Source organism: Alistipes sp. UBA1686 (genome assembly GCF_002320215.1).
GTDB lineage: Bacteria > Bacteroidota > Bacteroidia > Bacteroidales > Rikenellaceae > Alistipes > Alistipes onderdonkii.
Genome location: NZ_DCKA01000018.1, coordinates 135,481 through 160,654 on the forward strand (window position 1 = coordinate 135,481; position 25,174 = coordinate 160,654).

The following is a 25,174-nucleotide window of genomic DNA, read 5'->3' on the forward strand; positions in this document are numbered from 1 at the left end:
CCGGTTTATGCGTCTTAAAACAATTGCCATGATGCTGACGCTGGGCATCGCTGCGGGCGGGGAGGCCCCGGCCCAGCAGGCTGCGCCCCTCAATCCTACCAATTTCGGGCTCGTGAGCCCGCAGCCGCAGTCCGAATTGCCGCACTCCGCGACACCGCCCCAACAGGCCGTGCGTAAACCGAAGCGACCTGCCCAAGCCCGTCTGGTGCCGTCCGGCGCGGATTCGTGGGTGCTCTCCGACGGCTGGGAACTGGCCCAAACGGATCGGTTGGTCGGAAGCGACGGTTCGCTTTTCGATTCCGCCTACGATACTTCGGCCTGGTACAATGCCGTCGTTCCCGGAACGGTGCTGACTTCGCTGGTCGAAGCGGGCGTTTACCCCGACCCCTATTACGGGCTCAACAACCTCTCCATCCCCGATAGCCTCTGCCGCACGGAGTGGTGGTACCGGATACGTTTCCCACAGCCGCGGGACGTCGCGGGACACCGTGTCTGGCTGCGTTTCGATGGAATCAACTACCGCGCCGACGTGTGGCTGAACGGCCGGAAGGCAGGTACGGTCGACGGGGCGTTTACCCGGGGCGTGTTCGATGTGACCGGGTTTTTCTCGGCCGAAAACGTCCTTGCCGTGAAGATCCGCCCGCCGCACAACCCGGGGATTCCCCACGAGCAGTCGAAAGCCGCGGGGCGGGGCCCCAACGGAGGACAGTTGTGCCTCGACGGGCCGACTTTCATCAGTTCCGAAGGCTGGGACTGGATTCCCGGCATCCGCGACCGTAATATCGGCATCTGGCAGGATGTGACGCTCGAATTTACAGGCGATGTGACGCTTGCCGACCCGCAGGTAATCACCGACCTGCCGTTGCCCGATACGTCGTATGCCGACCTGACGATCCGTGCAGAGGTTACGAACCACGCTGACGAACCATGCCGGGCGGTGCTGCGCGGCACTTTGGACGGCGGTATCGGTTTCTCGCTGCCGGTCGATCTCGCTGCCGGGGAGACCCGCACGGTGAACTGCACGCCGGCCGAGTGCCCGGCCCTGCGGATTGAGGAGCCCCGCCTGTGGTGGCCCAACGGCTACGGGCCGCAGGAACTCTATACGTTGCAGTTGGCGGTCGAGCAGGACGGAGTCCGTTCCGATGCGGAGCAGGTTCGTTTCGGCATCCGGGAACTTACCTATGAGTTGAGCGTGGATACGCCTTCCGGGGAGGAGTTGCGCATCGACTTCGCCCCGACGAACGACCTGTGCGGTGGTGAAATGCCTTTCGACAGCTTCCATCGCCGTTCGGCGGGTGACGGGGTCGTTGTCCCGGCCCTGAAGGCGGGGGTCGATGTTTCGCGCTTGCGCCGCATCGAAAAAGACGGTGCCGCGCCGTTTCTGGTACTTCGGTGCAACGGGGTGCGGATCTTCTGCCGCGGCGGTAACTGGGGCATGGACGACGGGATGAAACGGGTTTCGCGCGAACGGCTTGAACCCGCTTTCCGCCTCCACCGCGAGGAGGGTTTCAACATGGTGCGCAACTGGACGGGCGAATCGACCGAGGAGCTTTTCTATACGCTTTGCGACGAATACGGTTTGCTGGTGTGGAACGACTTTTGGCTCTCGACCGAGGGATATAACCAGAATGTCAACGATGAGGAGTTATTCATGGCCAATGCCCGTGAGACGGTGCGTCGTTTCCGCAACCATCCGTCGCTGGCCGTGTGGTGTCCGCGCAACGAAGGCTATGCTACCCCGACGCTCGAACCGCGGTTGGCCGCGCTGATAGCCCGGGAGGACGGCACACGCTTTTACAGTCCCAATTCCCGCTATATGAACCTGCGCACGAGCGGCCCGTGGCATTACCTGGCCGATGAGTCGGAATATTTCCTCCGCCATGCCTTCGGGTTCTCCACCGAGTTGGGAACTCCGTCGGTGCCGACCGCCGAGTCGATGCGCAAGTTCATTCCCGAGGCGGACAGGTGGCCTATCAGCGATACGTGGTACTACCATGACCTGCATTTCGGGCTGCCGGAGTACTGCGGGGCTGTCGATGCACTCTACGGGAAGGCCGAATCGCTCGATGATTTCTGCCGCAAGGTGCAGCTGATCAACTATGATAGCCACCGGGCCATGCTCGAAGCGTGGAACAGCCGTATGTGGAACTCCACTTCGGGCGTGCTGCTGTGGATGAGCCATCCTGCATGGCCCAGCCTCGAATGGCAGACCTATTCGTGGGATTTCGAGACCCACGGCTCCTTCTACGGCTGCCGCAAGGCCTGCGAATCGCTGCACGTGCAGATGAACCCTCATGACGGACAGGTGTTGGTTGTCAATACGACCCGCGACGCCCTTACGCACGGCCGGGTGATTGCGACATACTACACACCGGCCGGAAAACGCCTCGGCCGGCAGCGTGTTGTGCTGGAGGAAATTGCCGCCAATGCCGTGACGCCGGCCATGTCGGCCGCCCTACCCGAGAACCGGGACTGCTACATGGTGCGGCTCGAACTGTATGTCGGTGGCAGGCGGGTTAGCGTGAACGATTACCTGCGCAGTCCCGGCCGGGATTTCACGGCGTTGAACCGGTTGGCACAGGTTCGGCTCCGGGCGCGCCGCGTAGCGCGGCAGGACGACGGACGTGCCACGACGGTGCGATTTGAAGTGTCGAATCCCTCGGCCACAACCGCCCTTGCGGTGAAATTCAACGTCCGCGACGGGCGGACGGGCGAAGCGATCCTCCCGGCCTATATTTCCGAAGGGTATATCCATTTGCTTCCGGGTGAAAAACGGACGGTCGAAGCCGAATACGTTTCATGCGGCGGAGCCGTTCTTTCGGCCGAGGGTTATAATCTGGAACGGCATACATTGTTGGAACTCTGAATACCGCAAATGCGAAAGGAGCCGTGAAACTGATGTTTCACGGCTCCTTTTTTGTGCCTGCCTGTCGCTCCGAACCGAAGGTCGGGGATGCTTGCGGAGCAGCCGGCGTGCCGTAAGGCGGAGAAGTCCGGTCGTGCCCCCGGCTACATGAGAAAACTCCCTCGGGCACTGCAAAGCCCTGTTTTTATCGTGCGGAAGAGGTTTCGTTGTCCGGAATATGCGCGGCGATCTCCATGCACATGCGGCCGTTGTGATAGGGGCATTTCCAGAATCCGGCCTTGTCGTCCGTTCGGTTGACGCTGCCGTCGGGGAGAATGCTCCACCACCATTCGCCTCCCGTGCGGTCGATGAGGTGTGTCTTGATGTAATCCCATGTTTTCAGGGCGGGCTCCAGGGCCTCCTTGCGGCCGTGGAGCCGGTAGAGATAGAAAAGCCCGATGACGCACTCCGCCTGCACCCACCAATGACGTTCGAGATTCCGGGTGCCGTCGGGGTGCCGTTCGTAAATCATGCTCCAGTCACCCATATAGCCTTCGAGGGCCGCATTGGCGATGGCGTAGCAGCTGGTGCGGGTGCGCTCGTACAATGCTTCGTCGCCGAGCGTCGCTGCGGTTTCGAGCAGCAGCCACGAAGCCTCGATGTCGTGGCCGTAGGAGAAGCAACCGGCGCTTTTCAACTGCCATCGGTCGTCGAAAAATAGTCCCAAGTGGCCGTTTTGCGGCTGCACGATCCGCGAGAGGAAGATTTCCAGCAGGTTGCGGGTCTGCCTGCGCAGCCCCTCGTCGGGCCAGATGCGGAGCAGGTTGGTATAGGCCTCCAGGATGTGGAGGTGGGTATTCATCGTCTTTTTCTCGTTGGCGTCCTTGTCGCTCAGGCGCACGTCGTCGATCGGTGACCAGTCGCGGGCCGCCGCCTCTTCATAGCCGTTGTTAACGGCGTCGTAGGAGTGCTCTTCGATAGCCCGGAAGAGTCCGATTGCCTCCCGAAGCGCCCGCTCGTCGCCTGTCGCCCGGGCGTATTCGCTCAGTCCGTAGATGGCGAACCCGAGGGCGTAAAATTGTTTTTTCGTGTCTGCAGGGTTGCCCGCAGCGTCCACCGACCAGTAGACGCCGCCGTAGGTTTTGTCGAGGAATTTGTCGAGCAGGTAGTCCCGTGCGGCTGTGGCTGTTGCCAGGTATTGCTCGCAACCCGATGTCCGGTAGGCTGCCGAGAAAGTCCACAGGATGCGGCCGCAAAGGATTGCACTCCGCCCGGCGTTGGCTATCAGTTCGCCCGTTCCGGTCATGCGGCCGAAAAATCCTCCTCCCGGGTCAACCATTTGCCGCGCCCAGAACGGGAGGATATTATTGCGGAGCTCTTCGGTGAGCTCGCGCTTGAATTGTTGTTCGCGGTTCATGTTCATTTGTTTGCGGCCCTGCGCAGGGCCAGTTTTTCTCCGATTTCGCTTATGCGGGTTTCGTTGAGCGGATAGATTGCAACCAGCAGCACGGCCAGCGCGCACCCTGCCGCCGGCAGCCAGCTCATCAGCATCCGCAGTCCGAAGATTGCCTCGCCGTTCTGCACCGCGGCGCCCGAGGTGTCGTATCCGTAGGAAGCCAGCAGCCAGAGGATCAGTGCACTGCCGAATGCGCCGCCGAATTTCTGGGCCATCGATGACGACGAGAATATCAGCCCCGTCGAACCGTGGCCGTGCTTCAGCTCCGAATAGTCCGCCACGTCGGCATACATGCTCCAGAGTAACGGGAAGGTGATGCCGGCTGCGGCTGAAATCACGATTTGCAGTACGACCATCGCCCAGCATCCGGCAACGGTGGTCGGCATGAAAAAGAAGACGATGCTCAACAGGCCCGATACGGCCATGGCCCAGATGTAGGTCATCCGCTTACCGATACGCAGCGAGATGGGTACGGCCAGTACGACCCCGAGCATGTTGGCGATTTCGCCGATGGCGAGGAACGCTCCGCAGGAGAGTATCATACTGCCGCCCAACAGGTTGTCCTCCCCGATGAAATCCTTGAAGTAATAAGCTGCCGCCCCGCCGCGGATCGAGTTGAAGAGCAGCGCGGCCACCGCCACGCCCAGCAGTATCCACCACGGCCCGTTGCCGGCGAGCGATTTCATGTCGGACAGAATCGACTGTCCGCCCGCAGACGGGCTTTCGACCGGGGCGACGCGTTCGCGCGTCAGGCGGAAGCAGAGCAGGAAAAGCAGCGCGCAGATTGTCCCGACGACGATCATGGCCGCCTGCCATCCGTCGGCCTGCGCGGCGACGGCCCGCGCGGCGTCCATGTCCCCGGTGTCGGGGGTGAAGAGGTCGCACAGGGGTTCGAAAATCGCCAGTGCCAGGAAGCTGCCCCCGTAGGCGAAAAACATCCGGTAGGAGGAGAATACCGTCCGTTCGCGCGAATCGTCGGTCACCACGCCCAGCATCGCCCCATAGGGGACGTTGATGGCGGTGTAGACGGTCATCATCAGCAAGTAGGTGGCGTAGGCCCATATCAGTTTGGCCGAATAGCTCCACGTGGGTGTCGTAAAGGTGAGGATGCCGGCCACGGCGAAAGGAACGGCGACCCAGAGCAGGTAAGGTCGGTAACGTCCCCAGCGGGAGGTCGTACGGTCGGCGATCAGGCCCATGACGGGATCGGATACCGCGTCCCAGAGTTTGGTGACGAGCAACAGTACGGCGGCATGTTCCAGGCTCAACCCGAAAATGTTGGAGTAGAAAAACGGAAGATAATAGGAGAATATTTTCCAGAACATGCTCGACGACATGTCGCCCAGCCCGTACCCGATTTTTTCCGACCGTGCAGCTGCCATTTTAGCGTTTGAGGTTTTTGTCGATGAGTTTTTTGAGCGTTTCGACGCTGTGCCCGGTCGTAAATCCGTCGGCAGGCGTGTGCAGGCAGTAGTCGACCAGCTGCCCGACGGTCGAGGTCGCTACATGCATGCGGGTATCGCACGAGGCGTAATAGATGCAGACCCGTCCGTCGGGATCGGCGATCCAGCCGTTCGAGAAAAGCACGTTCGACACATCGCCCGTGCGTTCTTCGCCGAGGGGGCCGAGCAGCATGCCCGCGGGCTCGGCCAGGGGTATCCAGGGGCGTTCGAGCTCGGTCATGTAGAGGTAGAGCACATAGCGCAGCCCCGCGGCGCAGGTTCGTACGCCGTGTGCCAGGTGCAGCCATCCCCGGGGTGTTTTGATCGGATGGGGGCCTTCGCCGTTTTTCGTCTCTTTGATCGTATGGTAGTAACGCCGGTTGATGATCGACTCGCCCGTGACTTGGGCGTGCGTGATGTCGTCGATGAGCGCCCAGCCGATGCCGCCGCCGTTGCCCGTGTCGATAAACCCGTCCTGCGGCCGGGTGTAGAGGGCATATTTCCCGTCCACGAATTCCGGGTGTAGAACCACGTTGCGCTGCTGGCTGGAGCTTTTCAGGTCGGGGAGCCGCTCCCAGTCCACCAGATTTTTCGTGCGTGCGATGCCAGCCGCTGCAACGGCGGACGACAGGTCGCCCGGAGCCGCTGCCGGGTCTTTCCGTTCGACGCAGAAAATCCCGTAGATCCAGCCGTCCTCGTGTGCCGTCAGACGCATGTCGTAAATGTTGGTTGCCGGTTCCCCGTATTCGGGCATGGTGACGGGATAGTCCCGGAAACGGAAATTGTCGATGCCGTTAGGCGACTCCGCCACGGCGAAAAACGATTTGCGGTCGGCACCTTCCACGCGAACCACCAGGAGGTATTTGCCGCCGAATTTGATGGCTCCCGAGTTCATCACGGCATTTATCCCTATCCGTTCCATGCAGTAGGGATTGGTCGCAGGGTCGAGGTCGTAGCGCCAGAAAAGCGGCGTGTGCGCTGCCGTGAGTATCGGATGGCGGTATCGGGTGAAGATACCGTTGTAGGCATCGGTTGGCATATTTTTGCGTGTCAGGAGCTGCTCGTGCTGCAACTGCAACCGATGCATCGTTTCCTCAAAGTTGGTCATTGTCGAAAATTGAGTCTATATTGTTTGTTATTGAAAGGCGTTGGCTGCATCGGCCGCGAATAACGTCCGTGGCGAAGCATAGAACCGGTTGAAGTTGGCCTGCGAGACCTGTCCGGGATAGGGTGCGTAAAAATGCCCGGGTTTTAGCGTCTGTAAGGCATTCCTCCATACCAGTACGTATGCGGGACGCTGCTCCCCGATGCCCTGCATCAGTACCCCCGTCCACCAGTCGGCACGCGGAATACCCTCCATGCCGGTTTCCGATACGGCATAGGGTTTCCGGTGGTCTCGGGCGATCTGATCCATGATCCCGAGCGATGCCCCGAGCCGCGTGACGAATGCCCCGGCATCGCTGCTGTGGTAGGCATCCAGCCCCAGTATGTCGACCCATGCATCCCCCGGATAACGCTCGAGGTATTCCAGTCCTGTGACGCACGGGTTGGGCGAATAGACGGTGAGCATACGTACGCCCCTGTCGCGCATGCGTTCGACGGTCATTTTCCAAAGTGCTTCGTATTCGGCGGTCGAACAGAGCCGTTGTCCCCACCAGAACCAGCTCCCGGTGTGCTCGTGCCAGGGACGAAACAACACCGGAACGGTCGTGCCGTCGTTCGTGGACAGGGAGTTGAGAAAATCGGCCGCAAGATCCACCCATCCGAGGAATTTCGCATGGTTTCTGCCGCCCGGCAGTACCGAACGTACGGTGCCGGGGTCGCTCACATCCCATGCGTCGCCGCCTGTTAACGGGTTGCGGGGATGCCAGCTGACGGTCGTCAGCCCGCCGCGTTCGTATTGCCGGACAATTTCGCGGCGCATCGTGTCGAAGGGTACGCCGTCGAGATTATGCCCCGTCCCGAGCTCGATTTCCCCGAGGTCGCAGCCCAGCACGGCCGGATAATCCCCACAGCATGCCTTCACGTCGCAACAGCCGGGCCGGTAGGCCCAGTCGCAGCCGTAAAAGGGGAAGTCCTGCTGCCCGAACAACAGCCGGTTCCGGGCGGATGTTTCCCGCAGGAGCCGGAGCAGGGCCGCCGGGGTTCCGTTGCCGGGTGTCGCCGTAAGCGCTTGTGCATGGAGGCCCAGCGTGCGATTTGCCGCCGTGATCTCCCGCAAGGTAGTATGGTCGTTGTCGAAGACCGAATTAAGCCCCTGCTCTTCCTGTGCCGGGTCGCCGCAGTAATCGTCGCCGGCTTGCCAGCTGAGGTGTACGGGGCGTGCCGCGCCGCCCCAGCCCCAGAAATTGCATCCTGCCACGATGTCGCCGGCCGCTGCACTGCGTATGACCTGCTCGAAGATATGGCGGTAGTAGGCGTCGCGGGCCGTCGTAGGCGAGCCGGGCTCGAAGGCGAAGCTGTCGCGCGGGTAGCCGAACTCCTCGATGACGAGCGGTTTGCCCAGCTCCCGTGCGATTTCCGCATGGCGGCGGATGTATTCGGTCGTTTTTTCGCAGGCCGCCGTGAGGTCTCCCCCGACATTTTCCTGGCTGATCCACCGCCAGTTGTAGGGCCAGATGTGTATGTTGGCGTAGTCGATCTCCGGCAGGGCGTGGATGCGCCGCCATAGCCCGATGTCCCCTTCGCATCCCATTTCCCCTTCGCTGCCGGTCGAAACCATGTGGTTGGGGTCGAGTTGCTTGATGAGTTTCGCCGTGCGGGCGACCCAGGCGAAGAAGCGTTCCTTGTTGTCATCCGAGAAGGCCCGCGGCTCGTTGGCGATCTGCCAGGAGAAGATGGCCGGGTCTTCCCGGTAGGGGCGTCCCGTATAACGGTTCGTACGGGTGACGATGTGGCGTATGTGTTTTTCCAACAGTATTTTACAACTGTCGGTGGCCTCTGCTTCGTGGAACTGCCGCACGTAAGCCATGAAGGTGTCCCATCCGGCCAGTCCCGGAACGGGATAGGTGCCCCGGCCGCTCCATTCGAGGTACTGGCTGTATCCGCCGCTCCATTCCCAGGCATTGGTGAGGTAGAGCACTGCCTGCATGTCCCGCTTTCCCAGTTCGGACATCAGGAAATCCAGCCCGTCGAGTGCGCGGTCGTCGTAAACTCCGGGTGCGGTTTGCAGGATCGGTTCGACTTTCGATATGACTCCCGTGTTGCCTTCCGACCCGACCAGGACACGCAGGTTGCCGATACCCGATGCCTTCAGCCTGTCGAGTTCGCGGCACAGGCGGTCACGGTCGCGCCCCGGCCCTTCGGTGGCCAGCAGAGCCCCGTACCAAAAGTTGGCTCCGACGAAATAGCCTGAATTGGCGCTTCCGCCGACGAAACGTCCGTTTTCCACACGGATGAACTGGGGCTGGGGCTTGTCCTGACATCCGGACAAGCTTAGCGTAAGGGCTCCGAGCAGCGGCGTAAGCAGGTGTTTCATGGATTCGGGTTTAGTCGGTTTTCAGTTATGCAAATATACGAACGGAGGCGACTGTGAAAAGAGTAGTATTTTAACAGATATTTATACTTTTTTGTTTTTTATGTAACTTCCGGGGTTGCTTCCCGGTAGTGCTTGTGCCGATTGTCGGCAAACGATCTGTTTCGGTTAAAAAAGTATTACATGCGAAAGCTTTGGGCGGCTTATCTTTATCTTCGTAACCGAAAATATCCGGACGATGGAAAAAAGAATTGTGCGATATGCTTTATTTGCAGTTGTTTGTGCGGCTGGAACCGCATGGGCCTGTGCGCGGGGCAACGCTTCCCCGCCGGAGGGGACGTCGCCTGCTCGGGGCGTGCTGACATTGAGCGGCAGGGTGATCGACGACGCCTATATCGGCAACGGCGTCCAGTGGGATCCTTACGAGGTGCATGACGTCGACGGCCGGTTTTCTGCGGCCGACCGAAAACGCCTTACCGACAGGCTGGAGTACATGCAGCCCCGTTTCATCCGCGTGATGGGCGGTATCCGGTCGTATCTCACGGACGGGCGGTTCGACCCGTCGCGGAACATGGAGGATTTGCACATGATTCTCGGGTTCTGCAATACGCATGGCGTGACGGTATTGCTCGGCGACTGGGGCGGAAGCTTGGTCGATCGGCAGGCGCAGACCGTCGACCAGGCGCTGATCGACAGCAGCGGAGAGATGGTGCGCTACTTGGTCGAAGAGTGCGGTTACGATTGCATCCGTTACTACAATATCGTCAACGAACCTAACGGCTCGTGGGCTTCGACCCGGGGCGACTATGCCCTCTGGCTCCGCGCCGCACGCGCCATGGATGCTTCCCTGCGGCGGCACGGCATGGCCGGCCGGGTGAAGCTGGTCGCTCCCGACGCGGCGGTATGGACGACCCTCGAAACACACTGGGTAAGTAATTCCGTCCGGGATCTCGGCGACGCCGTGGGGCTTTACGACATCCATACGTATCCTTCCAAGGCCCAGGTCAATACGGGGGAGTATTCGGCGATGATTTCGGCTTACCGTGCTGCGGCTCCTGCGGGGACGAAGATGATCCTCGGCGAGCTGGGGTTGAAATTCATCGACGAACGCGATGCCGCCTATGCCGCCGAGAACGAGCGGCGGATTGCTGCCGACCCCGATGCATCGCCCGGCGATTCGCAGATGTTCGTCTTCGACCACATGTACGGTATCGACGTTGCCGATGCCGTCATGCAAACGGCCGCATGCGGCTATTCGGGCTGCGTGGTCTGGATGCTCGACGATGCGATGCACATGAACGAACCCGGGAAACTGAAAATATGGGGGTTTTGGAACATCCTCGGCGAAGAGCGCTACGGCGCCGGCAAGGAACGGATCCGCCCCTGGTACTATGCCATGTCGCTGCTGTGCCGCTATTTTCCGCAAGGTGCGCAGATTCTCGCCTCCGGAGTGTCGGGCGTCGGCGGAGTCCGTTCGATGTTCGGACGCACCGAGAAGGGCGTGACGTTGGCTGTGGTCAATACGGATTCGGAGCGGACGGTGGAGTTGACGCTGGAAAATCCTCAGCCCGGACTTTCCGATCTCGCGCTTTATGTCTACGCCCCGGGGCGGCTCAGGCTCGGGGGCGAACGGTTGCTTCCCGTGGAGCGCGGGGTGGCGCTTGCGCCCGGAAGCCGGATCAGCCTGGCCCCCGAGACGATGCTCGTCTACACCTCGATGGAATGACCGGGTATTTTCCCCGAACCGGAAAAACGAATCCCGCTTCCCCGAAGGAAGCGGGATTCTGCCTTTCAGGACGAGGGATTACTCTTCCGGTTTTTGGCCGATGTAGAAGACGTAACCGTAGTACGCTTTGTATTTTTCGTAATGGGCGATCTCGTTTTTCTGCATTTCGGCCAGCAGGAGTGCTTTTTCACTGTGCCCGTATTGCTTGAGGAATCCCGGGATGCGTGCGCTTGCATGGGCGAAGTAGTTTTCCGTCCAGCAATGCTCGGGCAGCGCGAAATGCGCCAGCGGTGCATATCCCGCCTCTTCGAGGATCCGCACTTTCCCCGACGGGCTGTCGATGTCGGGGAAATAGTCCGAGATGAATTTCGACGCCAGGCGTGCGCCCGAGAGCCACGAGCACTCGGTCACGGCGATTATGCCGCCCGGTTTGAGGTACTGCCGCCACTCCCTCAGCCCGCGTTCGAATCCGATGTTGTAGATCGAGCCTTCGGCCCAGATCACGTCGAATTCCCCGGGGCTGAAGGGCAGTGCGTCCATCGAGCCCTGTATGGCCGTGACGCGGTTTTCCAGCCCGGCCTTTTTTATCCGGGCGCGGAATTCTTCCAACAGCTCCGGCAGCAGGTCGACGGCCGTTATCGTACAATCCCTGTTCCGGGCGATCGTGACGGTCTGTCCGCCGGTGCCGCATCCGATGTCGGCGATCCGCATCCCCGGCCTGTCGGGTACGAATTCCAGGGCGCGGAGCGTCTGCTCCACGCCGCCGGGCCCCTGCCTGTCGAGTTCCCTGAAGAAATCGGCGATCATTTTTAAATCGAAATCGAAGATCTGTTTATTTTCCTGTTCCATGGTTGTTTGTAGTTGAGGCCGCGCGCGGGATGGATTGGGAAATCCCGTGCATGGCGAATTTAAAAAAATAAGGCAAAATGAATATCCGCCCGGGCAGAATGCCCCCCGGGAGGGAAGAATGGGACGGAATCCGTGGTGAGGTACGGATTCCTACAATGCCGAATCCAAATTAAACATCCAATGGTTTTAGTCGTTGTAAAGGTAGGTACAATTTCCCGAACCAGCAAATCCGTCTGGGAAAGAGCTCCCGGGAAAAGGGAACCCCGATCCCTTTTCAGGAACCGGGGCACTCCACAAGAGGCGCTTTCCCACTCTGCATCAGAATGATATACCGACGCGTATGCCGAAATTATTGAGATTGTTGACCGAGTAAGTCAGGACATCGCCGCTGTTGGTGGCATAGCTGTAATAGAGTGCCACATGGAACCCGAAACGGTAGTCGGGGCGCGGGAAGATGCTCACGCCGATTTCGGGCGAGAGGAAGAATCCCCACGTGTCGTTGTACTGCTTGACGACGTAGTAATAGGACGAAAGTTCGGCGTAGTTGGCACCCAGCTTCAGGCCCGCATAAGGCTGGAATACGCTGTCCGTAAGCCAGGTGTAACGGCTGGTGACGCCGAACGGCAACTGGAATACGGAGTGCTTCTGGTTGACCGTGAGGGCCGAACCGTTGCCCAGGTCGAGTGTCTGGCGCGGGATCGTTTCGAGGTTGGTCTGGTAAGAGATGAACGGGCCCACGGCGATGGCCGGCGTGATGAAATAGCCGCCTTCGAAGTTCATGCCCCAGCCCGAGGCTTTGTCGGCCAGGCTGCTGCCCAGGGGCACGCCTACCTGCCAGTCGACGTTGATGTAGCTGTTCGGGAAGACCTGTGCTTTGCCCGTGCGCGCGGCGGCGAGCAGGACGACACAGAGTGCGATGGTTTTTAGAACCTGGTATTTCGATGTTTTCATAATCGGACGTGTTTTTACGGTTAAATTATTTTTTCAGATAAGGCGACTGGTCGAACGCCTGTTCTACGGCGTCCACCGTGCGCTGCTGGTTGAGGCTTTCCGACGAGGTGAGCAGGCCGCCGATGTAGCTGTCCCAGATGACGGGAAGTTTCTTGCCGCTCTGCTGGTCGGCTTCCAGATCCAGCATCTCGATCAGCAGCGAACCGGCCGTATAACCGTAATATACGCGGTAGGGATAGTGCCATCCCAGCCAGTCACCCCAGTATCCGGGCGTCCAGTAGTAGGGGTAATACCACCACCAGTAGGGATAGTCGTAACCCACGAAATAGGTCACTTTCTGCACGTAGCTCAATTGCAGTCCGACATTGGCCGCCTCCTTGTCATCGGTGCGGGTGTAGCCGGCGGCGTTCATGCGGCCGGCGACCGTGTTGACGATCTCCAGCGCATTGTCGTCTTTCCAGTATTCCGTCTTGTCTGCTGCGCCGATCAGCAGGATGCTGTCGGGGAGGTAGTAGGTGTCCAGCGCACCGAAGTCGGCTTCGGTGTCGTAAGCGGTGTAGACCAGATAGTCTTTGTGGAGGCCCGATGTCGAGGGCTCTTTCTGGCACGCGCAAAACGCAACTGCAACGAGTGCGTATGCGAGGTAACGTAATTTTTTGACGGTCATGATTTTGATTTTTTAGTTTGCTGTCTCGGAGCATGTTCAAAATTCGTTCCTTCCACACCCTTTTCGCGCATGGAAACCCGATCGGGGTATAAAAAAGCGGTTTTGCGATACGGGAGGGTGCCGGCGGAGTGTTTTATGGTCGGGCACAGGAATTTACTCCTGTGTGAAACGGCCCTTAAAGGATCTCTCGATACATCCTCGGGCTGAAAGAGCGTCTTTGCGGGCTTTTCCTGCGCCATTTTTGAAAGGTAATCGCGCCGCATTGCGGCCTGAAGTCATCCTTCCGAACGGGATTGTTGCCGTGCCGGTCGTAATCGTTTGGGGTGCGGCGCCGATTTCGGTCGGAAAATGGTTCGTCATTCGGAAAATATATTACTTTTGTAACTATCTATGCATAATGATCACAAGGTATGAGCCGATACGATAACTGTTCCCGTGAGGAGCTTCTCCGCAGGATCGAAGAGCTCGAAGCACAACTCGATACGCCGAAGGGTTCCGGGAGCCGGTTCCGGGAGCGTTATGCCTGTAAGATTCTCGATTCGATACCCGACATGCTGACCGTGCTCGATCGCGACGGGACGCTGGTCGAACTGGTTTCCGCGGATGAGACCAACCATGTCGGGGTTCCGGGCGGAGAGCTCGCCGGGCAGAACATCCGCACGATGCTTTCGCCTGCGGCCTGCCGCAATGTGAAGAACAACCTCGACAATGTTTTTGCGACGGGGTGCGGCTCTTCGTCCCACCACGACATTACGCTCGACGGCCGAACCCGCAACTACGAAAACCGGATTTTCCCGCTCGACGGGGAGCATGCCCTCTGCATCTGCCGTGACATCACCGAGGCCGAAGCTGCCAAGCATGAACTGGAGATGGTCAAATATGCACTGAACAATGTCGACGAGGAGATCTACGCCTGCAGCCTGGACGGTACGATGGAATATGCCAACGAGCAGTTCAGGGTGCGGCACGATGTCGAAGGCGACCTTTCGCAACACAAGGTTTACGATTTCTGGTCGTACGAAGGTTCCCGTTTGCAGTGGGAAGCCCGGCTGGCGAAAATACGCCGCGATAACGGCTCGCATAAATACACCGTCCGCTTCAAGAACGAGCAGGGACGTATCGTGGCGTGGGACATCGTGGCCTACATCATCTACGACTATTTTCAGGAGCGCGAGATCGTCTGGTTCTTCGGCCGGGACGTGACGCAGCGCATCGAACACGAGAACAAGGTCAAGGAGATGAACTCCATCCTGGAGTGCATCCTCAACAACATTCCGGTCTATCTGTTTGTGAAAGACCCGGGCAACGAGTTCCGCTACCTCTACTGGAACCGGGCGTTCGAGGAATATTCGCGGATTCCGGCCTCCAGGGCGCTCGGGCATACCGATTACGAGATTTTCCCCAGCCCGAAGGATGCGGAGCATTTCCGGCAGGACGACCTGACGCTGCTGCGTACGGGCGAACGCCAGACCTTCATCGAGGAGTACGTCTCGGCCACGGGCGAGACCCGTATCGTCAATACTTCCAAGTCGCTGGTGCCGGTCGAAAACCGCCTTCCGCTCATCATCGGCGTCTCGTGGGACATCACCGACATGAAGAATGCCGAACTGGAGATCGTCGAGGCGCGTATCCGCGCCGAGGAGTCCGACCGTCTCAAATCTGCTTTCCTGGCCAACATGAGCCACGAGATTCGCACGCCGCTCAATGCCATCGTGGGTTTTGCCAAGCTCATCGGCGAGGTGGAAACCGAGGAGGAGAAACAACAGTTCATCGATATCATCGACGTCAATTCCGAGCTGCTGCTGCAACTGATAAACGATATCCTCGACATTTCGAAGATCGAAGCCGGGACGCTCGAATTCCGCTTCAGGCCGATGAACCTTAACGACCTCTGCCGCTCGGAGCTGGAAGTCCACAAACCCCGCGTCAAGCCGGGCGTGGAACTGGTCTTCGAAGAACGGGTCGCGAACGTGGAGATCGTCTGCGACCAGAACCGCCTGGCACAGGTTATTTCCAACCTGCTGAACAACGCCGGCAAGTTTACCGAAGAGGGGGAGATCCGCTTCGGGTTCGACCTGAAGGACGGGTGTGTGGAGTTCTTCGTCCAGGATACGGGCATGGGCATACCGCCCGAGAAGGCGCGCAATATCTTCGACCGGTTCGTCAAACTCAACGATTTCGTGTCCGGCACGGGACTCGGGCTGGCCATTTCGAAGATGATCGTCGAAAAACTCGACGGAACGATCGGCGTGGATTCCGAACCCGGGAAGGGCACGCGGTTCCATTTCTCGATCCCCGTCGTCCACCGGGACGGCAGCAAAAACGACGAGCAGCTTTGCGCCGCCCCGGGCCGGGACGACGGCAAGTCGTGGGTGCTGCTGGTCGCCGAGGATTCGGACACCAATTTCAGACTCATCGAAGCCGTCCTCAGCCGCCGCTTCAGCCTCGTGCGTGCCCATACGGGAGCCGAGGCTGTGGACATGTTCGGGACGGTACAGCCCGATGCCGTGCTGATGGACATCCGCATGCCCGTGATGGACGGCCTTGAGGCTACGCGGCGTATCCGCAGCGTTTCGGCGGACGTCCCCATCATTGCCATGTCGGCCTATTCATCCGGCAGCGAGATCGAGAGCGCCCGCAATGCGGGGTGCAACGAATTTCTCGTCAAACCACTCTCGCAGTATTCGCTCCACCGGGCGCTGAATGCCGCTCTGGTGGAGTTCAAGGGTAAGGGCAAATCATAACCGGGTCGCCCCCGGAAACGGAACGTCCCGCAAGCCGTGCGCTGCGGGACGTTCCGTTTTATCGTGCGGCGGGTCTACCGGTACCGGTGCGAGATCAGGGTCATGAACTCTTCGCGCGTGCGGTGGTCGGAGAGGAAAATCCCGGTGAAGGCCGAGGTCGTCGTCGCCGACTGTTGCTTTTCGATGCCGCGCATCTGCATGCACATGTGGCTCGCTTCGATCACGACGGCCACGCCCATGGGGTTCAGCGCCTCCTGGATGCAGTCGCGGATCTGCACCGTCAGCCTCTCCTGTACCTGCAGGCGGCGGGCGAAGCACTCCACCACACGGGCTATTTTGGAAAGCCCCGTGATATGGCCGTTGGGGATGTAGGCGACATGCGCCTTGCCGTAGAACGGTAGCATATGATGCTCGCAGAGCGAATAAAGTTCGATGTCCTTCACCAGCACCATCTGCTTGTACTCTTCGCGGAACGTCGCCGAGCGAATGATCTCCAACGGGTTTTCGTCATAGCCTTTCGTCAGGAACGACATTGCCTTGGCCACCCGTTCGGGGGTCTTTTGCAACCCTTCGCGTGCGGGATCCTCGCCCAGCAACCGCAGTATTTCGGTGTAGTGGTGCTTCAGCCCTTCGATGGCCTTGGCGTCGAAACGCTCCTCCTTGTTGTAATTTCTCTCTTCCATAGGAACGGCAAAGATAGTGCAAGCCGAGGGCAAAAGCAAGTTTACTTGCAATTTGCCGAGGCGCCGCCTGTCTAAAACAGGGTTAAAGACGATGCAAGCCGGGCGCAATGCCGAATTTATTCGGACATTGCCGGGGCGCCGCCTGTTTTTCGTAAAGACGCTTATTTCTCGACGGAATGCAAGTACGCGGCGAGTTTGCGTACGGCACGAGCACGGTGCGACACTTCGTTTTTCTCCCCGGTGGTCATCTGCGCGAAGGTTCGGTCGTATCCGTCGGGGATGAACAGCGGGTCGAACCCGAATCCCTCGTGCCCCGTTTCCCGGTCGATGATGCGCCCCTCGACGATCCCTTCGAAAAGGTGCTCTTCGCCGTCCAGGAGCAGCGATATCACCGTGCGGAACCGTGCCCGGCGGTTGGCCTGCCCTTTGAGGTTTTTCAGCAGCAGCCGGTTGTTGGCCGCGAAGTCGTGCCCGTCGGTGGCGTAGCGTGCCGAGTGTACGCCCGGGGCCCCGCCCAGCGCTTCGACTTCGAGCCCCGTGTCGTCGGCGAAGCAATCCATTCCGGTGCGTTCGTGCAGGTAATGCGCCTTCTGCGAGGCGTTGCCTTCGAGGGTATCCTGTTCCTCGGGGATCTCCTCCGTCACGCCGCAGTCGCGGGGTGTCAGCAACTTGTATCCGGGCCCCAGTACGGCCTGTACCTCGGTGAGCTTGTGTGCGTTGTTGGTTGCGAAAATAATGTCCATATTCTCTTTTTCCGATGCTTGAATCTTTCGTCGGGATGCCCGGCTTTCCTCGCTGCCCGTCTCCGGGGGCGTCCCGGGCATATCCGCTTCCCGTCCCGCTGGCCGGGTTATTTCACGACTTCGAGTTTTTCGAGCCTGTCGTCCAGGTCGATCTTGTCGATGATGGTTTTGACCAGGATGTCCATGTCCGAGCCTTCGGAGTAGTCGGCCGGGCAGACGTGGCTTACGCGGTTGTCGTGGATCAGCGAGGCCATCTCCTTGCGGGCACCCTTCTGGTCGGGGTTGTAGACCGCGATCGAATGTCCGCCGGAATTTTTCACCAGCCGCATGCAGGGGATGTCGGTCGTCCCGTCGCCCACGTAGATCATGTGCTTGAACGGCACGGGACGTTCGTTTTCGGGGATGTAACGATTCACCATCTTGCTGTCGAACACCGATTCGACGCCTTTGTTGATCTTGAAGATGAACTGCGTCTTGTTGGTGTAGTTGACCGCCACGGCGGGCCAGTAGGCGATGCCGTCGACGTCGTAGAGAAACGAGCAGGCATAGATCTTCCGGAACTCGTGTGCGATCTGAGTTCCTTCGATGATCTCCTTCATCCCTGACGAGTTGATGTAGTGCAGGATTCTTATCCCGTGTGCGGCGCCGTAGGCGTTGATCCGCGCAAACCACTCCTTCACGCCCTTGTAAAGCGTCACGCGGCGTCCCGAATCCTGAAATGCCTCGCGCCGCAGCGACAGCCCTTTCGACTTGGCTTCCTGTAACATGCGTGCCATATAGGTCAGTACCATGTCGGCATCCTGTTCTTCGGCCAGCGTGTTGGCCTCCGTCCAGAATTCCTTGTTGCTTTTGCCCACGGCGGGTATGAAGTCGTACTCCTGCATGTTGCCGGGGGCGAGCGTGCCGTCGAAATCGTAGATAAGGGCTATGGTGAATCTGAATTCCATCGTTTTCAAAGTTTTGAAGATCAAATATGTATAAATGAATAGGTCAAAAGATATCTATGGAGTTTGGATTGGTGTAGACAGCGTACTGCATTCCGAATTCATGTATCTGTCCGGTTTTGGTTACTACTTTCACCCTGTATGAGAAAAAAGGATTGTTTTCGAATGTCGTATAATCGAAAAAGTAGAGCTTATGATAAGAGTGATGGTACCGATTAATACTTCCATTGTCTACGAAATGATATAAACATTGATGGAAGTTTCTTTTGATCCCCTTCTTCCTTGCTAATTTAAGCAACAGACTTTGTATCTCTTTATTATTGCAATAATCTGCGTAATCCGACGTATTGTCGAGTGGAATCCCGTTCAACAGTATCTTTCCTTTGAAAAATTTTGCCGGAACATCGGCCGGATCCGGATCGTCATAGTCGTATTCCTTTTCTTTAGGCAGGTAATCCCAATGCAGATTGAACTCCATTACTTCTTTTTCGGGGGAGACTAAAGCTGTAAAGCCTATCGTGTCCCAGAAATAGCGGTTGTATCCTGTATTGTAATCTTTTCCGTAAAGGATTCTCTCGCAAGGTCCGAATATCTCGATAAGCGAGTCAATGGGTATGTTTATCGAGAATGTCCGGCCATTGTAAGTAGCACGCTCCTCCGTAAATACGAACAGATGCTGGGTATTGACTCCCTTTGCGTCTAATTCCTCCTTTGTATAGCCGGAACCCATGTATCCTTCGTCGGCAACTTCGCCTGCTCCGCTGCATGCGACGGTGAAAATACCTAATAGAAACGAGAGGATTATATTTTTTATTTTCATCATTTTAAGTAATAGGTATTTCTGTGCTTCCCGGTTGGGAGTGCTGTATGGAATGTATGGCTGATTTTGTTGCATTCCTTTGCCTGGATGCGGTGAACGTTTGGTTCGGTAAATAATAGTTCGGTATATCGGATTGCGAATCCTGCTGAAATATTATCAATTTAACAAAGATAGTTTTTTTTCACTATTTTTGCAAAAGAGAGGCCGAAAACACAAAATATAAAAACAGATGGAATTCAAAGAGTTGATCGAAAAACGCCGCAGCATCCGCAAATTCTCGGAGCGTGCGGTGCCGCGTGAGGTCGTAGACCGCATCCTGCACGAGACTCTGTCGGCGCCATCGGCGCGCAATACCCGTACGACGCACCTGGTGGTGGTCGACGACCCTGCCCTGGTGGCCCGCATGGCCGACATGCGCGATTACGGTTCGGCGTTCATGAAGGGTGCCCCGCTGGCGATCGTCGTGCTGGGCGATACCACGAAAAGCGACCTGTGGCGGGAGAACGCCGCGATCTCGGCGACCATCCTGCAACTGGCGTGTGTCGACGAAGGACTGGCTTCGTGCTGGGTGCACATCAACGGCCGCCCGCGCCGCAAGGACGAGCCCGGCGGGGAGACTGCCGCTGGCTACCTGCGCAGCTTCCTGCCCATCCCGGCGGACTGCCAACCCCTCTGCGCCGTTGCGGCGGGGTATTCCGACTTCACCCCCGCCCCGCTGCCCGGGTCGGACGACGATGCGCGGATCATCCGCCTGGAGTAAGAACGGATACGGGCACCGATGAAAAAGGAAGCTCCCGACGGGGCTTCCTTTTCCATTTAAATCAGCGTCATGCGCTTGCGAAGCATGTCGAGTACCTGTGTTTTGAGTTGCCGGGCGTTGATCGGCTTGGGCATGTAGCCGTCGAATCCGCTCGAGAGTACCTTCTGTTCGTCGGATGCGAAGGCGAAAGCCGTCACGGCGATGATTGGCACGTCGGCCGACTGTTTGCGGATCTGAGCCGTGGCTTCGTAGCCGTCCATCTCGGGCATGTTGATGTCCATGAGCACCAGGTGCGGGGTGTACCGGTTGAATAAATCGACCGCTTCGCGGCCGTTCCAGGCGTGCAGGAGTTTGTATTCGTGCCGCAGGATCGACTCGAAAAGACGGTAATTGCTTTCGTTGTCCTCGGCGATGAGGATTACCAGTTTGTCCTTCTCGACCGTCGGGACGGTCTGCAGCATCTGTGCCGGGATCTTCGCCGGTTCCTGTTTGCCGGGGACGTACGGAAGCGTGAACCAGAAGGTCGAACCTTTGCCCTCTTCCGATTCAACACCGATATTTCCTTCCAAATGCTCTACGATCGTCCGGCAGATGGAAAGCCCGAGCCCTGTGCCCTGCTTGAACGAGTTGAGTTTGACGAAGCGCTCGAAGACCGCGTCCTTCCGTTCGGCGGGGATACCGCAGCCGGTGTCCGCAACCCAGAAATAGAGTTGTCCGGCACGGAGTTCGTAGCCGAAGCGGATCGATCCCCGGTGCGTGAATTTCGCGGCGTTCGTCAGCAGGTTTATCATCAGCTGCGAAAGGCGGTTGCGGTCGGTGCGGACGTGGCAGGTTTCATACCGCTGTTCGAATACCAGCTCCACGTTCTGGTCGGTTTTCAGCCTCATGACGTTCTCTTTCTCGCGCATCAGCTCGTTCAGTTCGAAATCCGTATGGACGAATTCGAGCGTCCCGGCCTCGATCTTCGAAAGGTCGAGGATATCGCTGATGAGTTGCAGCAGCAACGTATTGTTGCTTTCGATGATCGACATGTATTCCTGCTTTTCCTGCTCTTCGTCCGTCGAGGCAAGGATGCCCGAAAACCCGACGATGGCATTGAGCGGCGTGCGTATCTCGTGGCTCATGTTGGCCAGGAATGCCGATTTCAGGCGGTTCGACTCTTCGGCACGGTCGCGTGCGGTGAGCAGCTCCTGCTCCATCTGTTTGCGTTCGGAGATCACGAGCGATGTCCCCACCAGCGACAGCGGCCTGCCATCGCAGTCGCGGGTTTCGACCGTGGCCTGTGCCTCGACCCACTCCATGTGCCAGTGCCCGCTCTCGTTGGATACGACGCGGAACTCTTCGCAGACCTTCTCCGTATGCCCTTCGATCAGGTTCCTGTAAGCTGCGCGGACGTGTTCCCGGTCTTCCTTGTGGACTTTCGAGAAGTAGCACTCCTCGTCCACCGCAAGCGAGGCGTTGTTTGCCAGCGACATTCCGGCGGCCATCTTGGCCGCCTTGTTGAGGTCGCACAGGATAGTGTGGTTCGTAAGATCCCACTTCCAGGGGATGATGTTGGCCACGTTGAGCGCCAATGCGAGTTTCCGGTTCACCGAATCCACCTTTTTCTGGGCGTTGTGCAGGGCCGTGCTGTCGATGCAGAAAATGTCGACCGTGTCCTTTCGGTACGAAGGGCAGATGACGACTTCGTAGAAGATATCCACCGGTTTATGGTAATACGGGAAGGTGATGCTCCGCTTTTCCTTCAGGACGATGTCGATGATCGGCATGAACTGGGACTGCGACTCGGGAAAAACCGTCGCCCCGGATTTGCCGATCACTTCGTCCCGGCGGTAGAAAGAACGTTCAAAATAGGCATTCACATCGACGTAAACAGTGTCTATGGCCGTTCCCTGTGCGTCGAACACGGCCCGTTCCTGCATATACAGGATCGGCATGTTGTTGAACAGGTGCGAATATGTGGCCTGGGTTTCCCGCTCCTTCTGGTGGGCTGCGTCGACTTTGCGCAGGACGGCGATCCTCCATTGCTGGAAGATGAGGAATAACAGGAAAATACCGCCGCAGACGCCGATCCATGTTTTATACCGCTCCATGAACGAGGCAGGTTTGTCGAAAAACAGAGTGTTCGTCGGGCAGGTGTTCGGGGAGATGTTGTGCCGGAGCAGTACCGGATAGTTGAAGACGGGTTGTACCCGGACGGGGGTGTAAAAGGGAATGTCGCGCGGCTGCTTGCCCTCCAGCACTGCGTTTACGGTAGCTATCAGCCTGTCGGAATATTCGTTTTCGTCGTATACGTAACCTCCGATCATGCCGCTGCTCTTGAGTCCCGTCGGACGCAGCGAGAACAACGGTACGGACGAACTGGCGATGATCTTGAACGGGTTGGTCATGATTTCGTTGCGCCCGGACATGTTCTTCAGGTAATGCCACGAGGAGAAGAGCACGCCGGTGCGTTTTACGTCGACCGTACTCAGCGAATCGAGCAGTTGGTCTATCCCGATCTCATCGGCCGAATAAACCGTGTATTTTATGCCGCCGTACTTCGAGTCGAGCAGTTCCGCGAGGTCGTGTTCCGTTTGCCGGTTGACGTAGCGTGCGTCGTCTATGAATATGAGCCGATCCATGCCGGGCAGTATGCGCTTCATCAGGTCGATACTCTGGTCGAGATAGGCCGGCGAATAAAGCAGGGTCAGATTGTCCCGGTCTGCCAGTGTCCGCAGAGGTACCTGTTCCGAGGCCGGAATGGGAAGCCTTTTCTGGTAATATTTATCCGGCCCGACAAAATCCTGTTCTGCGCATACGATGGTCGGAATGCCTTTCCATATGCTGTTAATGAAATTGCGCAGCAGCGCCGTAGGGGTTCCGATCAGCACCAGGGCCCGGGGTGGTTTTTTGCCGTATTCTCGCAGGAGGTTCGTCTCGAAGGTCTCGATTTCCCGAGGGGAATCTACCAACAGCAGGTTTATATGCTCGGTGTAGAGTTCCAGGTTTTCGATCTGCTCGACGCGCGCCGTGATGTCGGTAATAATGCCTCTGCTCCACGGGGTCGATTCCGCATAGGTGTTGATGACCAGTATATAATCGCGCTTGTCGCCGGAAGGGCTGCTGACGGCCGGTGCGAGGGGGTATGCTAAAATGCAGCCTAAAAGTAAGACCCATATGAAGGGCCGGGGCCGGAGGCCGAGCCGGGTGGTCGGGATGTTCATGGGAAAAAGGGACGCAAGGGAGTAGTGCATGACGCAAAAATAGCGGGAGGGGGCTGCCGGAAGACAGCCCCCTCCCTTCTTATGTAAAGTTATCGGTTCATGACCGGTTTGATGTCCTTGATGCGGAGTTGGGTGGTTACCGTCCCCCGGTAGTGGTTCTCTACGATCTGGTAGCATACGTCGATCGGGCGTCCCGAGCGCACCCATTCGTAATGCGTGGGTTGCTGGAAGGCGATCGACTGGATCTTCGTGTTGGGTTTCTGCCGCTGGATCAAATCCATGCGCAGGTGCTCGCACTCCATGCCGACCAGTTTGGCGTCGCCGTGGTTGCTTACGCCGTAGGTCGCGAAGACCGGGGCGGTGTTGCCGGGGCCGAAAGGCTGGAAGCGGTTGAGGTCTTTGCGGAACGCGGGGGTGATGTCCGAGAAGAGCAGTTCGCTGTCGATATCCACCTGCGGCATGAGCATCTGCGGGTCGATGTTCTCCTCGACATAGGCGTTGAACCTGCGCGTGAATTCCTCGACGTTCTCGGGTCGCATCGTCAGCCCGGCGGCATACATATGCCCGCCGAAGTTCTCCAGCAGATCCGAGCACGACTCCACGGCCTGGTAAAGGTCGAAGCCCGGTACCGAGCGTGCCGACCCCGTCACGAAGCCGTTGCTCATCGTCAGCACCACCGTCGGCCGGTAGTAGGTCTCGATCAGGCGCGAGGCGACGATTCCCACGATGCCCTTCATCCACTTGGGATTGTAGATCACCGTGCTCTTCAGCTCTTTCATTGCGGGGTTGCGCTCGATAAAATCGTGCGCTTCCTGCGTCACCGAACGGTCGATCGACTTGCGATCCTGGTTGTAGGCGTCGATGACGTTCCCGAACTCCGCGGCGATGCTTTCGTTGCCTTCGATCAGCAACTCGACAGCCGCATGCCCGCCCGAGGGCGAGGCGTTTTCGTCGTTCTCGTCCATCCGCATACGTCCGGCGGCGTTGATACGCGGCCCGATCTTGAAGACGATGTCGTCGATGGTGATGTTGTGCTTGTCCAGGCCGCAGATCTTGATGATCGACAGCAATCCTTTCGACGGTTCGCGGTTGAGGTCTTTCAACCCGAAATGGGCAAGGATACGGTTTTCGCCCACCAGGGGTACGATATCCGAAGCGATGCTCACGACCAGCAGGTCTAACAGCGGGCTGATCTGTTCGAACGGGATCCGGTTTTTCTGCGCATAGGCCTGCACGAGCTTGAAGCCTACGCCGCAGCCCGACAATTCGTCGAACGGATAGGAACAATCGACCCGCTTGGGATCCAGGACAGCTACGGCACGGGGAATTTCCTCGGCCGGGAGGTGATGGTCGCAGATGATGAAATCCACGCCCTTCGTCTTTGCATAGACTACCTTTTCCGTGGCTTTGATACCGCAGTCCAAGGCGATGATAAGACCCACGCCCTTGCGGGCTGCCAGGTCGATACCCTTGACCGAGATACCGTAACCTTCGGTATAGCGGTCGGGGATGTAGAACATCAGGTTTTTATGCCCGATCTGGCGCAGGAACTTGTACACCAGTGCAACGGCCGTACAGCCGTCCACGTCGTAGTCGCCGTAAACCATGATTTTCTCATTGTTACGAACGGCCTGCTCGACCCGCTCGACCGCCTTGTCCATGTCCTTCATCAGGAACGGGTCGTGGAGGTCGGCGAGACTGGGTTTAAAGAACTTGTCCGCCTTTTCTACGGTGTCTATGCCTCTCTGTACGAGCAGGTTCGCCAGCACGGGAGAAATCCTGAGCACGGCAGCGAGCTTCGCCACCGCCTCGGAATCGCCCTGCGGTTTCACTACCCATCGTTTTTCTATAGGCATACGATTT

The 25,174-nt window shown here is 58.3% G+C and carries 17 protein-coding genes and 1 pseudogene; 4 read left to right on the forward strand and 14 right to left on the reverse strand.

Features of this window, described 5'->3' with window-relative positions; translation table 11 throughout:
- The first annotated feature begins 7 nt into the window (after window positions 1–7).
- The gene (locus tag B3C38_RS08565) at window positions 8–2,866 is read left to right on the forward strand and encodes a glycoside hydrolase family 2 protein (RefSeq protein ID WP_232045705.1); all 2,859 of its coding nucleotides are present in this window, start codon (window positions 8–10) and stop codon (window positions 2,864–2,866) included.
- Between the two features lie 184 nt (window positions 2,867–3,050).
- On the opposite strand, the gene B3C38_RS08570 is transcribed toward B3C38_RS08565, so the two are convergent.
- From B3C38_RS08570 to B3C38_RS12615, 5 genes and pseudogenes are all read right to left on the reverse strand, one after another.
- Entirely contained in the window at window positions 3,051–4,262 is a 1,212-nt protein-coding gene (locus B3C38_RS08570) for an AGE family epimerase/isomerase (RefSeq protein WP_022332706.1), read from the reverse strand.
- A gap of 2 nt (window positions 4,263–4,264) precedes the next feature.
- Window positions 4,265–5,683 carry an MFS transporter gene (locus B3C38_RS08575; RefSeq protein ID WP_022332705.1) on the reverse strand — a complete coding sequence of 473 codons (1,419 nt, stop codon included), beginning with the start codon at window positions 5,681–5,683 and terminating at the stop codon, window positions 4,265–4,267.
- A gap of 1 nt (window position 5,684) precedes the next feature.
- The gene (locus B3C38_RS08580; protein WP_022332704.1) at window positions 5,685–6,851 is read right to left on the reverse strand and encodes a glycosidase related protein; all 1,167 of its coding nucleotides are present in this window, start codon (window positions 6,849–6,851) and stop codon (window positions 5,685–5,687) included.
- Window positions 6,852–6,878: 27 nt separating this feature from the next.
- Window positions 6,879–7,964 (reverse strand): glycoside hydrolase family 26 protein, encoded by a 1,086-nt coding sequence (locus B3C38_RS12610; RefSeq protein WP_414630904.1) that lies wholly within the window; start codon window positions 7,962–7,964, stop codon window positions 6,879–6,881.
- Window positions 7,965–7,967: 3 nt separating this feature from the next.
- Window positions 7,968–9,221 (reverse strand): annotated as a pseudogene (locus B3C38_RS12615) (glycoside hydrolase 5 family protein); the annotation flags it as partial.
- A 352-nt stretch (window positions 9,222–9,573) separates the two neighbouring features.
- On the opposite strand from B3C38_RS12615, the gene B3C38_RS08590 reads away from it, so the two are divergent.
- Window positions 9,574–10,944 carry a cellulase family glycosylhydrolase gene (locus B3C38_RS08590; protein ID WP_278808408.1) on the forward strand — a complete coding sequence of 457 codons (1,371 nt, stop codon included), beginning with the start codon at window positions 9,574–9,576 and terminating at the stop codon, window positions 10,942–10,944.
- Between the two features lie 78 nt (window positions 10,945–11,022).
- On the opposite strand, the gene B3C38_RS08595 is transcribed toward B3C38_RS08590, so the two are convergent.
- From B3C38_RS08595 to B3C38_RS08605, 3 genes are all read right to left on the reverse strand, one after another.
- Window positions 11,023–11,793: a class I SAM-dependent methyltransferase gene (locus tag B3C38_RS08595; protein ID WP_022332701.1), complete on the reverse strand. Its 771-nt coding sequence runs from the start codon at window positions 11,791–11,793 to the stop codon at window positions 11,023–11,025.
- Between the two features lie 318 nt (window positions 11,794–12,111).
- Complete coding sequence (locus B3C38_RS08600; protein ID WP_055201676.1) at window positions 12,112–12,744, reverse strand: outer membrane beta-barrel protein; 633 nt, start codon at window positions 12,742–12,744, stop codon at window positions 12,112–12,114.
- 25 nt (window positions 12,745–12,769) lie between these two features.
- Window positions 12,770–13,411 (reverse strand): DUF4136 domain-containing protein, encoded by a 642-nt coding sequence (locus B3C38_RS08605; RefSeq protein ID WP_022332699.1) that lies wholly within the window; start codon window positions 13,409–13,411, stop codon window positions 12,770–12,772.
- A 410-nt stretch (window positions 13,412–13,821) separates the two neighbouring features.
- On the opposite strand from B3C38_RS08605, the gene B3C38_RS08610 reads away from it, so the two are divergent.
- Complete coding sequence (locus B3C38_RS08610) at window positions 13,822–16,155, forward strand: PAS domain-containing protein (protein ID WP_022332698.1); 2,334 nt, start codon at window positions 13,822–13,824, stop codon at window positions 16,153–16,155.
- A 74-nt stretch (window positions 16,156–16,229) separates the two neighbouring features.
- Here the strand turns inward: B3C38_RS08610 and folE are convergent, their stop codons facing one another.
- The 4 genes from folE to B3C38_RS08630 all read right to left on the reverse strand — a co-directional run bounded on the left by folE (window position 16,230) and on the right by B3C38_RS08630 (window position 19,348).
- Window positions 16,230–16,838: a GTP cyclohydrolase I FolE gene (gene folE, locus B3C38_RS08615; RefSeq protein WP_117507269.1), complete on the reverse strand. Its 609-nt coding sequence runs from the start codon at window positions 16,836–16,838 to the stop codon at window positions 16,230–16,232.
- A gap of 161 nt (window positions 16,839–16,999) precedes the next feature.
- A complete protein-coding gene (rdgB, locus tag B3C38_RS08620) occupies window positions 17,000–17,581 on the reverse strand; it encodes an RdgB/HAM1 family non-canonical purine NTP pyrophosphatase (RefSeq protein ID WP_022332223.1) in 582 nt (193 codons plus the stop codon).
- A gap of 107 nt (window positions 17,582–17,688) precedes the next feature.
- Window positions 17,689–18,528, reverse strand: a complete 840-nt coding sequence (locus B3C38_RS08625) for an HAD family hydrolase (RefSeq protein ID WP_022332224.1) — start codon at window positions 18,526–18,528, stop codon at window positions 17,689–17,691.
- 43 nt (window positions 18,529–18,571) lie between these two features.
- Complete coding sequence (locus B3C38_RS08630) at window positions 18,572–19,348, reverse strand: hypothetical protein (RefSeq protein WP_022332225.1); 777 nt, start codon at window positions 19,346–19,348, stop codon at window positions 18,572–18,574.
- A 226-nt stretch (window positions 19,349–19,574) separates the two neighbouring features.
- Between B3C38_RS08630 and B3C38_RS08635 the strand changes: the two genes are divergently transcribed.
- A complete protein-coding gene (locus B3C38_RS08635) occupies window positions 19,575–20,105 on the forward strand; it encodes a nitroreductase family protein (protein WP_022332226.1) in 531 nt (176 codons plus the stop codon).
- A gap of 56 nt (window positions 20,106–20,161) precedes the next feature.
- On the opposite strand, the gene B3C38_RS08640 is transcribed toward B3C38_RS08635, so the two are convergent.
- Both B3C38_RS08640 and recJ read right to left on the reverse strand, forming a co-directional pair.
- Complete coding sequence (locus B3C38_RS08640; RefSeq protein WP_286726704.1) at window positions 20,162–23,311, reverse strand: ATP-binding protein; 3,150 nt, start codon at window positions 23,309–23,311, stop codon at window positions 20,162–20,164.
- 89 nt (window positions 23,312–23,400) lie between these two features.
- Window positions 23,401–25,167, reverse strand: a complete 1,767-nt coding sequence (gene recJ / locus B3C38_RS08645) for a single-stranded-DNA-specific exonuclease RecJ (RefSeq protein WP_055201670.1) — start codon at window positions 25,165–25,167, stop codon at window positions 23,401–23,403.
- Between the last annotated feature and the right edge of the window lie 7 nt (window positions 25,168–25,174).

Bases quoted from the DNA above. Each gene is read 5' to 3' on its own strand.
- B3C38_RS08565 (WP_232045705.1), top strand. From the start codon at position 8: ATGCGTCTTAAAACAATTGCCATGATGCTGACGCTGGGCATCGCTGCG.
- B3C38_RS08570 (WP_022332706.1), bottom strand. From the start codon at position 4,262: ATGAACCGCGAACAACAATTCAAGCGCGAGCTCACCGAAGAGCTCCGC.
- B3C38_RS08575 (WP_022332705.1), bottom strand. From the start codon at position 5,683: ATGGCAGCTGCACGGTCGGAAAAAATCGGGTACGGGCTGGGCGACATG.
- B3C38_RS08580 (WP_022332704.1), bottom strand. From the start codon at position 6,851: ATGACCAACTTTGAGGAAACGATGCATCGGTTGCAGTTGCAGCACGAG.
- B3C38_RS08595 (WP_022332701.1), bottom strand. From the start codon at position 11,793: ATGGAACAGGAAAATAAACAGATCTTCGATTTCGATTTAAAAATGATC.
- B3C38_RS08600 (WP_055201676.1), bottom strand. From the start codon at position 12,744: ATGAAAACATCGAAATACCAGGTTCTAAAAACCATCGCACTCTGTGTC.
- B3C38_RS08605 (WP_022332699.1), bottom strand. From the start codon at position 13,411: ATGACCGTCAAAAAATTACGTTACCTCGCATACGCACTCGTTGCAGTT.
- B3C38_RS08610 (WP_022332698.1), top strand. From the start codon at position 13,822: ATGAGCCGATACGATAACTGTTCCCGTGAGGAGCTTCTCCGCAGGATC.
- folE (WP_117507269.1), bottom strand. From the start codon at position 16,838: ATGGAAGAGAGAAATTACAACAAGGAGGAGCGTTTCGACGCCAAGGCC.
- rdgB (WP_022332223.1), bottom strand. From the start codon at position 17,581: ATGGACATTATTTTCGCAACCAACAACGCACACAAGCTCACCGAGGTA.
- B3C38_RS08625 (WP_022332224.1), bottom strand. From the start codon at position 18,528: ATGGAATTCAGATTCACCATAGCCCTTATCTACGATTTCGACGGCACG.
- B3C38_RS08630 (WP_022332225.1), bottom strand. From the start codon at position 19,348: ATGATGAAAATAAAAAATATAATCCTCTCGTTTCTATTAGGTATTTTC.
- B3C38_RS08635 (WP_022332226.1), top strand. From the start codon at position 19,575: ATGGAATTCAAAGAGTTGATCGAAAAACGCCGCAGCATCCGCAAATTC.
- B3C38_RS08640 (WP_286726704.1), bottom strand. From the start codon at position 23,311: ATGAACATCCCGACCACCCGGCTCGGCCTCCGGCCCCGGCCCTTCATA.
- recJ (WP_055201670.1), bottom strand. From the start codon at position 25,167: ATGCCTATAGAAAAACGATGGGTAGTGAAACCGCAGGGCGATTCCGAG.